The following is a 13,588-nucleotide window of genomic DNA, read 5'->3' as shown; positions in this document are numbered from 1 at the left end:
GTTATCGGCCGGTGAGAGCAGCCGCAGAGGTCACCGCGGCGCCATGCGGAGGGCGCCGTCCATGCGGATGACCTCGCCGTTCAGGTAGTCGTGCTCCACGATCGACACGGCCAGCCGCGCGTACTCGTCCGGCTGCGCCAGCCGCTTCGGGAACGGCACGCCCGCCGCCAGCCCGGCCCGGATGTCGTCGGACACGGTCGCCAGCATCGGCGTGTCCACGATGCCCGGCGCGATCGTCATCACCCGCACCCCGACCGACGCCAGGTCACGCGCCGCGGGCAGCGTCATGCCCACCACCGCCGCCTTCGAAGCCGCGTACGCGACCTGCCCGATCTGCCCGTCGAACGCCGCGATGGACGCCGTGTTGATCACCACGCCGCGCTGCCCGTGCTCCAGCGCCTCGGTCTGCCCCATCGCCGCCGCACCCAGCCGCAGCACGTTGAACGTGCCGACCAGGTTGACGTCGACCACCTTCCGGTACAGGTCGAGCGGGTGCGGTCCGGACTTGCCCACCGTCCGCGCCGACGGGCCGATGCCCGCGCAGCTCACCACGATCCGCAGCGGCGAACCGGAACCGGCGGCCGTGCCGACGGCGGCCTGGACGTCGTCCTCCGAGGTCACGTCCGCCGCGAGGTAGGTGACACCCTCGACTTCCGGGGCGCCGTCGATCGAGAGGTCCAACGCGAACACCGTCGCACCGCGCGCCGCCAGTGCCCGCGCGGTCGCGTTGCCCAGACCGGACGCGCCGCCGGTGACGATCGCCGAGGTACCCGAGATCTCCATACATCCTCCTGTCCTGGCCCAGGAGGTTAACGGTCGTTCAGCTCCCGGCGCTCGGAGAAGTGGAGCAATGCGACCAAGGGCACGGCCGCGAGCAGCGCCAGACCCACGAACAGCAGCCCGATCACGACCAGTTCCATGCCCTCGACACTGCTCCTGTCCAGCCGAAACCGCTTCCTCCGCGAGGGGTGTTTCGACGTACACCCAGGGGACTACCCACCTCACTCTCCGCATACAGCTGGAGTTTGACCTGCGGCAAACTTCGGCTGACACCGTCACCTGCATGTTCGTCCGGCGGATCGCGGTCGTGGGAACGGGTTACGTGGGCCTGACGACGGGGGCGTGCCTCGCCTCCCTCGGTCATCGGGTCGTGTGCGCGGACGTGGACGCGCTGAAGGTCGCCCGGCTGCGCGCCGGGCGGGTCGACATCCTCGAACCCGACCTCGCCGACCTGGTCGTGGCAGGCCAGTCCGCGGGCCGGCTGGCGTTCGTCGAGGGCGCGCGGCACGCCGTCGCCGAGGCCGAGGTGGTGTTCCTGTGCCTGCCGACGCCCATGGGCGCGGGCGGCGCGGCGGACCTCGGCGCGGTGGAGGCGGTGGCGGAGGAGATCCGCGACGTCCTCCCCTACGGCGCGATCGTCGTGTGCAAGTCGACCGTCCCGGTGGGCACGTCGATCAAGGTCGCCGAGCTCCTCGGGCGGGAGGACGTCGCCGTCGTCTCGAACCCCGAGTTCCTGCGCGAGGGCAGCGCCGTCCGCGACTTCCTGCACCCCGACCGCATCGTGGTCGGCTCGGACTCGCCGCAGGCCGCCGAACGCGTCGGAGCGCTGTTCACCCGGCTCGGCGCGCCCACCGTGCTGATGGACGCGGCCAGCGCCGAGATGGTCAAGTACGCGGCGAACTGCTACTTGGCGATGAAGCTGTCCTACGTCAACGCGGTGGCCGAGCTGTGCGAACTCGTCGGCGCGGACGTCACGTCGGTGACCGAGGGCATGGGCTACGACAAGCGCATCGGCCAGTCGTTCCTGAAGCCCGGACCCGGCTGGGGCGGTTCCTGCCTGCCCAAGGACACGCACGCCATGGTCCGGATCGCGGACGCCGTGGGAGTCGACTTCTCCCTGGTCAAGGCCACCATCGAGACGAACGCGCGGCAGCAGCAGCGGGTGGTGGAGAAGGTGCGCCGGGCGGTCGGGTCGCTGGCCGGCGCCCGGATCGGCGTGCTCGGGCTGGCGTTCAAGGCGGGCACGAACGACCTGCGCGACTCGCCCGCGCTGGCGGTCGCCGAGCTGCTCGCGTTCGAGGGCGCCGAACTGGTGGCCCACGACCCGGAGATCACCCGGCCACTGGTGGGGATGACCGTGGTCGACTCGCCTTACACGGCGGTGAGCGGGGCGGACGCCGTGGTGCTGCTCACCGAGTGGCCGGAGTTCCGCACGTTGGACTGGACGCTGATGGCGTCCCTGATGTCCGGTTCGACCGTCCTCGACACCCGCAACCACCTCGATCCGGACGCGTTGACCCGCGCCGGCCTGGTGCTGCACGGGCTCGGGCGTGAGTTGCGGGTGCGTGACGAGGCGGTGTGACGAACAGTCGTGTTCAGCCGATCTTCAGGATGCGATCTAGTTAGCCGGGGTAACAAAAACGGGTTTCTGGACGTAGGTTGTTGAAATGTTCACCACCCGTCCTGAACTAGTCGGCACGCACGGAATGGTCGCGTCCACGCACTGGCTCGCCTCCAGCGCGGGCATGGCCGTCCTGGAGGACGGCGGCAACGCCTTCGACGCCGCGGTCGCGGCCGGGTTCGTGCTGCAAGTGGTGGAGCCGCACCTCAACGGACCCGGCGGCGAGGTGCCGGTGGTGTTCGCCGCCGCCGGCGAGACCGTGCCGCGGGTGCTGTGCGGGCAGGGCGTGGCCCCGGCCGGCGCGACGATCGGGCACTACCGGTCGCTCGGCCTCGACCTCGTGCCGGGCAGCGGGATGCTGGCCGCCACCGTGCCGGGCGCGTGGGACGGGTGGCTGACGCTGCTGCGCGACTACGGCACCAAGACGCTGCGGGACGTGCTGACCTACGCGATCGGGTACGCGCGAGACGGGTTCCCGCTGCTGGAGCGGGCGGCGTTCACCATCTCGACGGTGGCCGACCTGTTCCGGGAGCACTGGACGTCGTCGGCCGCGCTGTGGCTGTCGGGTGGTGCGCCGCCGGAGGCCGGAACGCGGTTCCGCAACCCCAAGCTGGCGGACACGTGGGAGTGGCTGCTGGCCGCCGCCGAGGCCGCGGGCGCGTCGCGCGAGCAGCAGATCGAGGCCGCGCGGCGGGCGTGGTCGCAGGGGTTCGTCGCGGCGCAGGTGGACGAGTTCTTCCGGATCGCGCACCGCGACGACTCCGGCAACGACCACGCCGGTGTGCTGACCGGCGAGGACATGGCGTCGTGGGAGGCGTCCTACGAGGACGCCGTGTCGGTGGACTTCGGGTCGTGGAGCGTGGTCAAGCCCGGGGCGTGGACGCAGGGGCCCGTGCTGTTGCAGCAGTTGCTGCTGCTGGAAGGGCTCGACCTGCCGTACGCGGACGGCGTGCCTTCGGCGCAGACGGTGCACCTGGCGGTGGAGGCCGCGAAGCTGGCGTTCGCCGACCGGGAGGCCTGGTACGGGGACAGCGGCGACGTGCCGTTGGACGTGCTGCTGTCCCGCGGGTACGCGGACGGGCGGCGCAAGCTGATCACCGACCAGGCTTCGCTGGAACTGCGACCCGGTTCGGTGCTGGGGGTGGACCCGAGGCTGCCGGCGCACGTCCTGCGCGGTCCGTGCGACGACGGTCTCGGCGGTGGCGGTGCGATCGGTGAGCCGACCGTGTCCAGCACCGGCGCGGTCAAGGGCGACACCGTCCACGTGGACGTGGTGGACCGGTGGGGCAACATCGTGTCGGCGACCCCGTCCGGCGGGTGGTTGCAGTCGTCGCCGACGATCCCGTCACTGGGGTTCTGCCTGGGCAGCCGGGCGCAGATGTTCTGGCTGGAAGAAGGTCTGCCGAACTCGCTGGCGCCGTGGAAGCGTCCTCGGATCACGCTGTCGCCGACCCTCGCCCTGCGGGACGGCCTGCCGACGATGGCCTTCGGCACGCCCGGCGGTGACCAGCAGGACCAGTGGCAGCTGGGGTTCTGGCTCGCGCACACGGTCGGTGGGATGAACTTGCAGGCGGCGATCGACTCGCCGATGTGGCACACGAACGCGTTCCCGAGTTCCTTCTACCCGCGGTCGTGGACGCCGGGTGAGGTCGTGGTCGAGTCCCGGTTCGGCGGGATGGACGAGCTGCGTGAACGCGGGCACTCGGTGGTGGACGCGGGTCCGTGGGCGCTCGGCCGGATGTCGGCGGTGGCGCGGGACTCCCGTGACGGCCTGCTCCGAGCGGCGGCCAACCCGCGCGGTGCGCAGGGGTACGCCGTCGGCCGGTGATGTCGCTGCGGCCGGTGATGTCGTTGGGAATCGCTTGGGTTGGAACGGTCCCGGCCCGAGGGGGAGGGGGCCGGGACCGTTCCGGCTCTGGGGTCCTTCAGGAACCGAAGCTGACACCCGTCTCCACGCCCGGCAGCTGACCGGGCTTGCCGCGCAGGGTGTCGAGCACGGTCGCCACCAGGTCCGCCGCCGCGGCTTCCGGGTCGGTGACGTCGATGTCCGCGGTGCTGAGCGGGTTGGTCAGGTCTTCGCCGTCGAAGCGGGCGATGTCGCCGATGGTGGCGATCTTGCCGGGCTGGGCGTCCAGCTGCGGCCGGGCTTCCGCGCCGATCTCGGCGGCGTGCGCGGTGCCACCCAGGCCGAGCATGACGGCCGTGCCGCCGAGGGCGACCGCGGCTCCCGCGATGGTCTTCCTGAAGTTCATGGGCGGGAAAGTGTCGTAACCGGGAGGGCCGGTGCAAGCGCGCTAACTCCGGCGAGTGGACTACTTCACCCGGTCCAGTGGAGCCCCACCGTGCAGACCCGCGTCGGACCCCGCCACACGGCCACGGAGTAGACGCCCCGCGCCGCGCCCTGCCGCGCCAGGAACTCCACCGCGCACCCCCGCGTGTACCGAGCCCGCCACTCCTCGCCGCGCGCGATGTACCAGCCGTGGTCGTCAACGGTTTCCACGTGCTCGCGCACGAGCGAGCCGTTCCGCTGACGCCGGAAGTACTCGATCCGGTGCAGGTAGGCCGTGTCCGTCATGCCACAACGGTCCGCGGCGGAAGCCCGGGTCGGGATTCCCACCCGCTGCTTCCGCCGCCGTAGCGTTGCGCGGTCAAGTGATCACGGGAGGTGGTGCCGAGGTGAGCAGGAACGAGCCGACCCATCGGATGCGCAGGCTCGGCGAAGTGCTCCGGGAACTGCGCAAGCGAGCCGGTATGTCGCAGCAGGAGGCAGCGGACCGCCTCAACTACAACCACCGCAAGATCAGCCGGATAGAGAAGGGCCAACGACCCGACTACCACGGCATGCGAGCCATGCTCGACCAGTACGGGATTCCGGTGTCCCAGTGGGACGAGTACATGGATCTCTACGCCTGGGCGTTGGAGAAGGGCTGGTGGACCAAGTACGACCTCGGTGACCACGGCTACATCAGCCTTGAACACGACGCCCACCGGATGCGGACGTTCGAACTCGCCTATGTGCCAGGGCTGTTGCAGGTGGAGGGCTACATCCGGCACATCACCGCCGGGGCGAGGGTGCGGCGGTCGGGGAGGTCCGTGGACAACCAGGTCGCGGTGCGCCTGCGGCGGCAGGAGAGGTTGGTCGGCACCGACCCGCTGGTCCTGCAAGCCGTCGTGGCGGAAGCCGCACTGGCGAAGGCGGACCGAACGCAACTGGCGCACATCGTCGAGCGAGGGCGGCTTCCCAATGTGACCGTGCAGGTCCTCCTCGACAGGGTCGGCCCGCACGACGGTGACAACGGCGCCTTCACCGTGCTCGATCTGTCGGGCAAGGAGAAGCGATCGGCGCTCTACGTGGAGCACGCGGCCGGGTCGCTCCACATCGAGAACCCTGCCGAGGTCAAGGTGGCTACACTCACCTTCGCCCACCTGTCGAAGCTGGCGTTGTCTCCCGACGAGTCCGCGGAGTGGATCGCGGCGCGGGCCGCCGAGCGGTAGAGAACGAGGTGTGACTTTGTGGCGGAAGAGCAGCCGTAGCAACAACGGGAACAACTCGAACTGCGTCGAGGTCGCGTTGGCGGGTCGGTCGGCGCGGGTGCGTGACTCGAAGAACCCGGCTGGCCCGACCGTGGCGTTGGTTGATTGGCCTGGTTTCCTGGCCGCAGCCAAGCGCGGGGTGTTCGACGCCTGAGCGGTGCGTTGGCAGAGGGATCGGGGTGTCACCGTGTGGCGCAAGAGCAGCCGTAGCAACAACGGGAACAACTCGAACTGCGTCGAGGTCGCGTTGACGGGTCGGTCGGCGCGGGTGCGCGACTCGAAGAACCCGGCTGGTCCGACCGTGGCCCTGCCGAACTGGGCCGGCTTCCTGACGGCGGTCAAGAACGGCTCGTACGACGGCTGAACGGTTGACCGTAGAGGTGTAGAACAATTTGTTCTACAGTAGTGGTATGAGTGAGTCCTCGACGATTGGCGTTCGTGAGTTGAACCAGCGCACCAGCGCCGTTCTCAAGCGCGTGCGCGACGGCGAGCGGATCACGGTGACCGAGCACGGCAAACCCGTCGCGTACCTGGTGCCCGTCCAGCCGGGCGCCGACTTGCTCGACCAACTAGTGGCAGCCGGCCAGGCGATCGCACCGGCACGCAGGGGGCCGGTCGTCATGCCGCCCGATTGGGGCGACGCGGAGGTCGACGTGGCAGCCGAACTCGTCGCCGCCCGTGACGAGGAGCGCTGGTGATCTACCTGGACACGTCCGCTCTGGTCAAGCTGGTGCGCCGAGAGCCCGGCACTGCCGAACTCGCCGAGTGGCTCAACGCGGAGGACCAGGTCGGTGCGCAGCGCGTCTCCTCCGTGCTGGCCGAGGTCGAGCTGTCTCGCGCCTTGCGGCGTTCGTCCCCGCGGGCGCTGGCCGGGGTGCCACTCGTGCTGTCCGACATGTACCTCGTCGAGATGACACCGATGGTGCGCCAAACCGCCGCGTCCTACAGCGATCCGCTGTTGCGCTCGCTCGACGCCATCCACCTCGCCACCGCCCAGGTTCTCGCCGGCGGCCTGCACAAGTTCGTCAGCTACGACAAGCGCCTGCTTGAAGCCGCTGCCTCCAGTGGCCTGCCCACGGCAGCGCCCGGCTCGTACGACGGCTGACGTACGTGCGTGAAGCGCTTCTCGGCTGACGCCGACCCGCGCGCCGACCCGTACCTTCATCCCCATGGCGTGGTTGGCGTGGGTCTGGTTCGCGGTGACGTTCGTGCCGCTGATCTGGCGCAAGCGCTTCCCCGTGGCCGTCATCGCGGTCACCGGGGTGTCCACCTGGCTCTACTACGTCACCGGCCACTGGGGTCCGCTGATCGCCGCACCCGCCATCGCCGTCCTCTCCCTGCGCCGCACCCGAGTCCTCGAACAGCGGAGCCGCCAGGTGGAAGAAGAACGGCTGCGCATCGCGCGTGAAGTCCACGACGTCGTCGCGCACAGCCTCGCCATGATCAACGTCCAGGCCGGCGTCGCCGCGCACGTCGCCGACCGGCGGCCGGAAGAGGCCGTCAAAGCCCTCAAGGCCATCAAAGCCGCCAGCGGGCACGCGTTGGACGACTTGCGGGCGACGCTCGGCGTGCTCCGGACCGGGGAAGGCACCACGCCGGTGCCCAGCCTGGCTCGGCTGGACGAGTTGGTGAAGCCGGTCCCGAAGGCCAGGGTCGTCGGCACGCCGGGCGCGCTGCCCGCTCCCGTCGACGCCGCCGCCTACCGCGTCGTGCAGGAAGCGCTGACCAACGCGATGCGGTACGCGCCGGACGCGTCCGAGATCGTCATCTCGTTCGAGCACACCGAGGACGCCCTGGTCCTCACCATCGCCGACGACGGCGGCACCGGCAGCGATCAGGTGCCGCAGGGCGCGGGCAGCGGCATCAGGGGTATGCGGGAACGGGTGGAAGCGCTCGGCGGCACGCTGGACGCGGGACCATCGACCCGGGGCTTCACCGTCAGGGCAGTCCTACCGTGGGAGGTTCGTGGTGATCAGGGTGGTGCTGGCCGACGACCAGGCGCTGGTGCGAGCGGGTTTCCGCCTGCTGCTGGACACCGAGGACGGGTTCGAGGTCGTCGGCGAGGCCGGTGACGGCGCGGAAGCCGTCCGGCAGGCGCACCTGCACCACCCGGACGTCGTGGTGATGGACATCCGGATGCCCGGCACCGACGGCCTCGCCGCCACCCGGCAGGTCTGCGCCGAGCTGCCGGACGTGAAGGTCCTCGTCCTGACCACCTTCAACGTGGACGAGTACGTGTTCGAGGCGTTGCGCGCGGGCGCGTCGGGCTTCCTGCTCAAGGACACCGATCCGGTCGAGCTGCTGCACGCGCTCACGGTGGTCGCTGAAGGTGACGCCCTCCTCGCACCGAGTGTCACCCGGAAGTTGATCGAGGAGTTCGCGAACCGGCCGGAGCACCGCCGTCCAGACCCGAAGGCCCTCCGCGAGCTGACCGCCCGCGAGCGGGAGATCCTGGCGCTCGTGGCCGCCGGGATGTCCAACGAGGAGATCGCCGAGCACCTGGTGATCAGTCCCGCCACGTCGCGCACCCACGTGAGCCGGGTGATGACCAAACTGGGCGCGCGGGACCGCGCGCAACTCGTCGTGCTCGCCTACGAATCAGGATTGGTCTCGCCGCGGCAAGGGTGAATATTCATTGTTCGGCACCCCGCAATGTTGCTTCGGCGCAGCGCCGGTGGTCGCTCCGAAAACCTTGCGTGAAACGATAAATCATTACGGACGGTAACCGAAACGCTGCTACCCGCCGCATTGTGTGTGCGGCGGGTGAGGTTAACGGAAGATGTCCGCCCCCCTATAGGGGTCTAGGCGATAGCGCCGGGCGGCAGCTTCAGCTTGAACGGCAGCGTCGTCACGAGCGCGAGGTCGGACGCTGTCTGCCGCATCAACGTGGGCGCGTTGCGCGAGCCGGGCTCCGGCAGGTCGAGGAGCCGGTCCACCGCCTCGACCAGCGGTCCCTCGTAAATCCACACGGCCTGGGCGGCCCGCTGGCTGTCCCGCACGGCAGGCAGGCGACCGGCGCGGGCCTCCGTCTCGGACCAGAACAGGATCGAGTCGATGAACCCTCTGCGCTGCTTGAACGCCATGATGCGGTCGAGCTGTCCGTCCTCGTCCCGTAGGTGGAGGAACTGGAACCCGCTTTCGCGCAGCTCGATGACCTTGCTCAGTGCGAGATCCATGACGCACCTACCTCTTGTTCCGAGGTCCCCTAGCAGGTACCGGTCGTACGACCCGAAATGATCGTACGGCAAGTGGACAATCCGCCATAGGGACTAGGCCGGTGGGGCGGTCTCAATGTGGGATCCGCCGTCATCTCGTTTCGATACGGATCGCAGCACCCGAACGGTTCGCACTAAAAAAGCGAGTGCGCCCAAAGTGACCAGGCTCACAGTGGGCCACATCCTGTTCCTCCACTGCATCGGGTGTCTTGTCACCCGAAGAGACGTCCGCCATGCGTGCGGGGTTGCACGATCAACGGCTCGTCAATCCCTACCTTCGCGTGAACCGCGAACGGGTGACGGCGCCGCCGGCTACGCTGTTCGGCGTGAGCATCGACCCGCCCAAGAGCCTCCCGGCGGTGCCCGAGTCGTTGCTACCCCACGAGCACGCGCTCTACCGGCCCCGGCACAGCAGCCGCCAGCGCTCGGCGTTGACGATGGCCGCCCTCTTCTTCTGCGCGCCAGCCCTGATGCTGATCGTCGGCGTCCGCCCGGCGGAGTTCGAGAACCGGAAGCTCGCCGACTTCCCGTCGGTCACCGCCGGCTGGGGCTTCTTCACCGGCCTCAACGCCTGGGCCAACGACCACATCCCGCTTCGGGATCACGCCGTCGCCGCCGCCAACGGCATCAGCCGCGGTGTGTTCGGCGAGGCCCCGCCGGTCGCCAAGCCGCCGCACCAGGAGCCGAACGGCCCGATCCCGCTGCCGCCCAAGGACCCGTCGCTGGACCGGCCCGAGCCCACCGCCTACGTCCGCGCCATCGAGGGCAAGGGTGACTGGCTCTACCTGGGTGAGGACATCGAGCGCGCCTGCGAGCCGCTGCTCCCGGTCCCGGAGGTCTTCGACCGGCTCCAGGCGCTGCGGACGGCGGTCGAGTCGTCCGGCCGGAAGATGGTGCTCGTCGTCGCGCCGGACAAGGTGACGACCGTGCCGCAGAACCTGCCCTCCAAGTACTTCGGCGCGCAGTGCGCGACCAAGGCGCGAGAGGCGTTCTGGCAGTCGGTCACCCGCGAGACCGGCGCGCTGGACCTGCGGGACGGCCTGCGTGCGGAGGCGGAGAACCGCAAGGAGCCCGTCTACCACCAGCTCGACTCGCACTGGACGACCGAGGGCGGCCTGGTGATGGTCCGCGCCGTCGCCGAGCGGATCCAGCCGGGCGTCACCAAGAGCTGGGACTTCCGCTCGGCGGGGTCGTCGGAGGCCGACGCCGGCCTGCCGCCGCTGCTCGGCCGCACCGGGAAGATGACGATCAACAACTACGACCTGGCGCCGGACGGCAAGACCGTGCGGGGGAAGAAGCTCGACGAGCCGTTCCCCGCGCCGCAGCGCTCCACCCAGACCGCGGGCACGGGCGTGGTGCGACCCAAGGTCGTCATGCTCGGCGACTCGTTCGCCGCACCCATGGCCGAGTACATGTCGGCCGCGTTCGCGGACTTCACCTTCATCCACCTCAACACCGCGGCCAGCGACCCGAAGCCCACCGGCCAGATGATGGCGACCGCGGACGTGGTGGTCGTCGAGGTGGTGGAGCGCAACATGCTGTCCGGCAACAGCTCGGTGATGTCGAGCCGGCACCTGGAAACCTTCAAAGCCGAACTCGCCAGGCAACCCCGCTGAGTAGAGTCCTCACGTGCACGAACTTCACCCCAAGCCGTCAGGCGGAACCATCGGGCTGTGGTGCGGCAGCGACCTGCCCGGCCTGGGTGACCAGATCGCCGCCCGCGTCCTCGCCCGGGAACTGCGGCACCGGCTCGGCGACTGGCAGGTACGCACCCTGGCGCCGTTCGGCTGGACCAGGCCGACGCGCGCCGACGGCGGCCTGGTAGCCGAGCCGCTGGGCGGGCGCACCCCCGGCCGGGTGCGGGAACTGGTCGAGTCGCACCACCTGAACGTGGTCGCGCCGTCGTTCCCGCTGGGTGCGGACCTGTCCGGGTGGTACGGGGAGGACGTTCCCGCGCAGGAGTTCTTCACCGGCGGGCTCGGGGTGGAACCCGAGGCGCTGTGCCTGGCCGTGCGGGTCGCCGAGGAGGTGCCCGCCGGTCTGGTCGAGTGGATGGCGCGGCAGCCGTTGGCGTCCGTGCGCGACGAGGTGTCGCGGGACCGGCTGCGCGCGGCCGGCCTGTCGCCGGACGTGGCCGTGGTGCCGAGCCCCGCCCTGCTGGTGGACCGGCTGCTGCCGGCGGGCGACATGCGCACCAGGGCGGCGCAGTTGCGCCAGCTCGGGCAGCTGCCGCCGGAGGGGCGCAGCTACCTGGTGGTCCACGTGCCGCACACGTCGTTCACCGCGCTGCGACCGGCGGTGGCGAAGACCGCCGAGCTGCTGGCGATCGGTGACGTCGTGCTGCTGTCCACCGGCGCTCCCGTGCCACCCGACACGGGTTGGCGAGCGTTGCCCGCGGACACGGTGCTGGAGGACCGGCTCGCAGTGCTGTCCGGCGCGGCGGCCGTGATCGCCGTTGACGAGCACGTGGCCGCCGCCGCCCACGCGTACGGGCGGCGCTGGGTGTTGTTCGACCCGAAGGCCGCCGACCGGGCCGCGGTGGAGCAGTTCGCGTCCGCCGACCGCGTGGTGGCCCGGCCCAGCGGGCTGGCCGCGGCGTTCCGGCGCACGTTGAAGGACGACGACGACCGCGCGCCCAAGGCGGTGCGGAGGCTGGACGAACACCTCGACGCGGTGGCGGTCGCGGCCGAGGAGGCCTTGGCCGCGCGCGGGGGCTGTGCCACGCCCCGGCTGGCGGCGCTGGTCGAGGAGAACCGGGCGCTTCGCCTGGCGCAGCAGCGGATGCGGGACCGGATCGTCGCGGACCGGCACGTGCTGGCCGAACGGCTGCTCGCGGTGCGGCCCGGCGGACCGGAGCTGGCCGAGGAACGCCGGCTGCACGGCGAACTCGCCCGACGGCACGAGGAAGTCCTGGCCCAGCTGGAAGCCGAACGGCGCGAACTGGCCGCGATGCGCGCCACCAAGCTGTTCCGCTGGACGCGCCTGCTGCGCGCTGCGTACGGGCGGCTTCGGTGACCCCGCGCGTCACGTTCGTCCTGGTCACGTACGGCGGCGGCGAGCTGGCGAAGCACTGCCTCGAAGTGCTGGCCCGGCACACCGACGTGCCTTACGAGGTGGTCGTGGTGGACAGCGCGTCCCCGGATGGCACCGGCCAGTGGCTGGAGGACAACCTCACCGGCGCGACCGTGGTGCGGATGGCGGAGAACCTCGGGTTCGGCGCGGGCTGCAACCTCGGGGTGCAGCACTCGCGCACCGAGTTCGTGTGCTTCCTCAACGCCGACGTCGAGGTCACGCCGGGGTGGCTCGCACCGCTGCTCGACTTCCTCGACCGCACGCCCGCCGCCGCGGCCGTCGCGCCGCTGATGGTGTTCCCGGACGGCCGGGTCCAGGAGGCGGGCAGCCTGCTCGGTGGCGACGCGTACAGCCGGGGCTGGGGCGACGGCTGGACCGACGTGACTTCCCTGTACCCCAGGGTGGTCGACTACGCGTCGGCCGCGTGCCTGGTGCTGCGGCGGCACGCGTTCCACGAGGTCGGCGGGTTCTCCCCGGAGTACCACATCGCCTATTACGAGGACGTCGACTTGCAGTTCCTGCTGCGGGCGCGCGGGTGGCAGGTGTGGGTGCAGCCGTCGTCGCACGTGCTGCACGTGCGGCACGGCACGTCGTCGACCAAGCGCGCCGAGGAGCTGTCCGACATCAACCGCGAGGTGTTCCGCCGGCGCTGGGCGGACGACCTGGCACTCCGGCCGCCGTCGGTCGGCGTCCACGAGCACCCGCACCGGTTGTGGTGGCTGCGTGATCAGCCGGCGTCGGTCCGCGTGCTGCTCCTGGCGTCACGGGTGCCCGGTGCCGAGGACGGGCGGACCGCCGCGATGGTGGCCGAGTGGCGCCGGTCCGATCCGGCCGCCGCGATCACGCTGCTCGCGGTCGGAGGTGCGGGCGAGGCCGCTGCCCGGTGGCGGGAGGTCGGGGTCGAGGTCGAGTCGGCCGACGACTGCGCGGTGTGGAGCCGGGACCGGGTGGGGCACTACGACGTGGTCGTGGCGCTCGGCACGGACGTGCCCGCGATCGAGGTGACCGAGTGGCAGCCCACGGCGGTGCGGGCGTTGGACCTCGGATCGTTGGCGCACCGGGAGTGGGAGAAGCGGTTCGCCGGTACCCGCGCGCGTGCGGACGCGGTGCGGGCGGGGGAGGCGCGGGCGGCGGCTGCGGCGTTGCTGGAGTGGGCCGAGGTCGTGTCGTGCCGGGACGAGGAGGACTCGTCGTGGGCCCGGCAGAGCGGCGGCCGGTCGGCGCACGTCGTTCCGGACCCCGGGCCGGATGCCGTCGTGACGGGGGAGTTCCGGTCGGCGATGGCGAAGGTGCTCGTCGAGTGCACGGTGGTGCCCACCGGCTGACCGCCGCCGGTCGGCCGGTCGTTCGGCACCGGTCGTTCGTG

16 protein-coding genes are annotated in these 13,588 nt (G+C 70.8%); 12 read left to right on the top strand and 4 right to left on the bottom strand.

All coding sequences use genetic code 11. The annotated features are described in order from the left end of the window. Window positions 1-30: 30 nt before the first annotated feature. Window positions 31-783, bottom strand: a complete 753-nt coding sequence (locus OQ02_RS00880) for an SDR family NAD(P)-dependent oxidoreductase (RefSeq protein WP_033436243.1) — start codon at window positions 781-783, stop codon at window positions 31-33. Between the two features lie 280 nt (window positions 784-1,063). Between OQ02_RS00880 and OQ02_RS00875 the strand changes: the two genes are divergently transcribed. Both OQ02_RS00875 and OQ02_RS00870 read left to right on the top strand, forming a co-directional pair. Next, window positions 1,064-2,362: a UDP-glucose dehydrogenase family protein gene (locus OQ02_RS00875; RefSeq protein ID WP_033436242.1), complete on the top strand. Its 1,299-nt coding sequence runs from the start codon at window positions 1,064-1,066 to the stop codon at window positions 2,360-2,362. 85 nt (window positions 2,363-2,447) lie between these two features. Beyond that, window positions 2,448-4,229 carry a gamma-glutamyltransferase family protein gene (locus tag OQ02_RS00870; protein WP_033436241.1) on the top strand — a complete coding sequence of 594 codons (1,782 nt, stop codon included), beginning with the start codon at window positions 2,448-2,450 and terminating at the stop codon, window positions 4,227-4,229. 97 nt (window positions 4,230-4,326) lie between these two features. Here OQ02_RS00870 and OQ02_RS00865 read toward each other — a convergent pair whose 3' ends face one another. Together OQ02_RS00865 and OQ02_RS00860 are read right to left on the bottom strand one after the other, a co-directional pair. Beyond that, window positions 4,327-4,653, bottom strand: coding sequence for a hypothetical protein (locus OQ02_RS00865; protein WP_033436240.1), 327 nt, complete (start codon window positions 4,651-4,653; stop codon window positions 4,327-4,329). Window positions 4,654-4,718: 65 nt separating this feature from the next. Then, window positions 4,719-4,976: a hypothetical protein gene (locus tag OQ02_RS00860; RefSeq protein WP_033436239.1), complete on the bottom strand. Its 258-nt coding sequence runs from the start codon at window positions 4,974-4,976 to the stop codon at window positions 4,719-4,721. 101 nt (window positions 4,977-5,077) lie between these two features. Here OQ02_RS00860 and OQ02_RS00855 point away from each other — a divergent pair, with 101 nt between their 5' ends. The 7 genes from OQ02_RS00855 (at window position 5,078) to OQ02_RS00825 (ending at window position 8,563) form a co-directional block, all read left to right on the top strand. After that, the gene (locus OQ02_RS00855; RefSeq protein WP_051771734.1) at window positions 5,078-5,896 is read left to right on the top strand and encodes a helix-turn-helix domain-containing protein; all 819 of its coding nucleotides are present in this window, start codon (window positions 5,078-5,080) and stop codon (window positions 5,894-5,896) included. A 10-nt stretch (window positions 5,897-5,906) separates the two neighbouring features. After that, window positions 5,907-6,089, top strand: a complete 183-nt coding sequence (locus OQ02_RS00850) for a DUF397 domain-containing protein (protein ID WP_033436237.1) — start codon at window positions 5,907-5,909, stop codon at window positions 6,087-6,089. A 33-nt stretch (window positions 6,090-6,122) separates the two neighbouring features. Beyond that, window positions 6,123-6,299 (top strand): DUF397 domain-containing protein, encoded by a 177-nt coding sequence (locus OQ02_RS00845; RefSeq protein ID WP_231499816.1) that lies wholly within the window; start codon window positions 6,123-6,125, stop codon window positions 6,297-6,299. 46 nt (window positions 6,300-6,345) lie between these two features. After that, window positions 6,346-6,633 (top strand): type II toxin-antitoxin system Phd/YefM family antitoxin, encoded by a 288-nt coding sequence (locus tag OQ02_RS00840; protein WP_033436235.1) that lies wholly within the window; start codon window positions 6,346-6,348, stop codon window positions 6,631-6,633. Continuing rightward, window positions 6,630-7,040, top strand: coding sequence for a type II toxin-antitoxin system VapC family toxin (locus OQ02_RS00835; protein ID WP_033436234.1), 411 nt, complete (start codon window positions 6,630-6,632; stop codon window positions 7,038-7,040). Before OQ02_RS00840 ends, OQ02_RS00835 begins: the two co-directional genes overlap by 4 nt. A 64-nt stretch (window positions 7,041-7,104) precedes the next feature. Continuing rightward, entirely contained in the window at window positions 7,105-8,007 is a 903-nt protein-coding gene (locus OQ02_RS00830; RefSeq protein WP_051771456.1) for a sensor histidine kinase, read from the top strand. Continuing rightward, the gene (locus OQ02_RS00825) at window positions 7,904-8,563 is read left to right on the top strand and encodes a response regulator transcription factor (RefSeq protein WP_033436233.1); all 660 of its coding nucleotides are present in this window, start codon (window positions 7,904-7,906) and stop codon (window positions 8,561-8,563) included. The genes OQ02_RS00830 and OQ02_RS00825 overlap by 104 nt, the downstream gene beginning before the upstream one ends. A gap of 173 nt (window positions 8,564-8,736) precedes the next feature. Here the strand turns inward: OQ02_RS00825 and OQ02_RS00820 are convergent, their stop codons facing one another. Next, the gene (locus tag OQ02_RS00820) at window positions 8,737-9,111 is read right to left on the bottom strand and encodes a hypothetical protein (protein WP_033436232.1); all 375 of its coding nucleotides are present in this window, start codon (window positions 9,109-9,111) and stop codon (window positions 8,737-8,739) included. A 365-nt stretch (window positions 9,112-9,476) separates the two neighbouring features. Here OQ02_RS00820 and OQ02_RS00815 point away from each other — a divergent pair, with 365 nt between their 5' ends. The 3 genes from OQ02_RS00815 to OQ02_RS39980 are packed head-to-tail and all read left to right on the top strand — an operon-like array spanning window position 9,477 to window position 13,547. Next, the gene (locus OQ02_RS00815) at window positions 9,477-10,766 is read left to right on the top strand and encodes an alginate O-acetyltransferase AlgX-related protein (protein ID WP_033436888.1); all 1,290 of its coding nucleotides are present in this window, start codon (window positions 9,477-9,479) and stop codon (window positions 10,764-10,766) included. Window positions 10,767-10,779: 13 nt separating this feature from the next. Then, window positions 10,780-12,165, top strand: coding sequence for a polysaccharide pyruvyl transferase family protein (locus OQ02_RS00810; protein ID WP_033436231.1), 1,386 nt, complete (start codon window positions 10,780-10,782; stop codon window positions 12,163-12,165). After that, entirely contained in the window at window positions 12,162-13,547 is a 1,386-nt protein-coding gene (locus tag OQ02_RS39980; protein WP_037329514.1) for a glycosyltransferase family 2 protein, read from the top strand. The genes OQ02_RS00810 and OQ02_RS39980 overlap by 4 nt, the downstream gene beginning before the upstream one ends. Window positions 13,548-13,588 lie beyond the last annotated feature (41 nt).

Origin of the sequence: Saccharothrix sp. NRRL B-16314 (assembly GCF_000716595.1) — a bacterium.
Taxonomy (GTDB): domain Bacteria; phylum Actinomycetota; class Actinomycetes; order Mycobacteriales; family Pseudonocardiaceae; genus Actinosynnema.
This window is presented reverse-complemented; position numbering and strand designations above follow the sequence as displayed.

What these genes read in the sequence shown, in the direction of transcription:
- OQ02_RS00880 (WP_033436243.1), bottom strand. Translation starts at nt 783, where the DNA reads ATGGAGATCTCGGGTACCTCGGCGATCGTCACCGGCGGCGCGTCCGGT.
- OQ02_RS00875 (WP_033436242.1), top strand. Translation starts at nt 1,064, where the DNA reads ATGTTCGTCCGGCGGATCGCGGTCGTGGGAACGGGTTACGTGGGCCTG.
- OQ02_RS00870 (WP_033436241.1), top strand. Translation starts at nt 2,448, where the DNA reads ATGTTCACCACCCGTCCTGAACTAGTCGGCACGCACGGAATGGTCGCG.
- OQ02_RS00865 (WP_033436240.1), bottom strand. Translation starts at nt 4,653, where the DNA reads ATGAACTTCAGGAAGACCATCGCGGGAGCCGCGGTCGCCCTCGGCGGC.
- OQ02_RS00860 (WP_033436239.1), bottom strand. Translation starts at nt 4,976, where the DNA reads ATGACGGACACGGCCTACCTGCACCGGATCGAGTACTTCCGGCGTCAG.
- OQ02_RS00840 (WP_033436235.1), top strand. Translation starts at nt 6,346, where the DNA reads ATGAGTGAGTCCTCGACGATTGGCGTTCGTGAGTTGAACCAGCGCACC.
- OQ02_RS00830 (WP_051771456.1), top strand. Translation starts at nt 7,105, where the DNA reads ATGGCGTGGTTGGCGTGGGTCTGGTTCGCGGTGACGTTCGTGCCGCTG.
- OQ02_RS00820 (WP_033436232.1), bottom strand. Translation starts at nt 9,111, where the DNA reads ATGGATCTCGCACTGAGCAAGGTCATCGAGCTGCGCGAAAGCGGGTTC.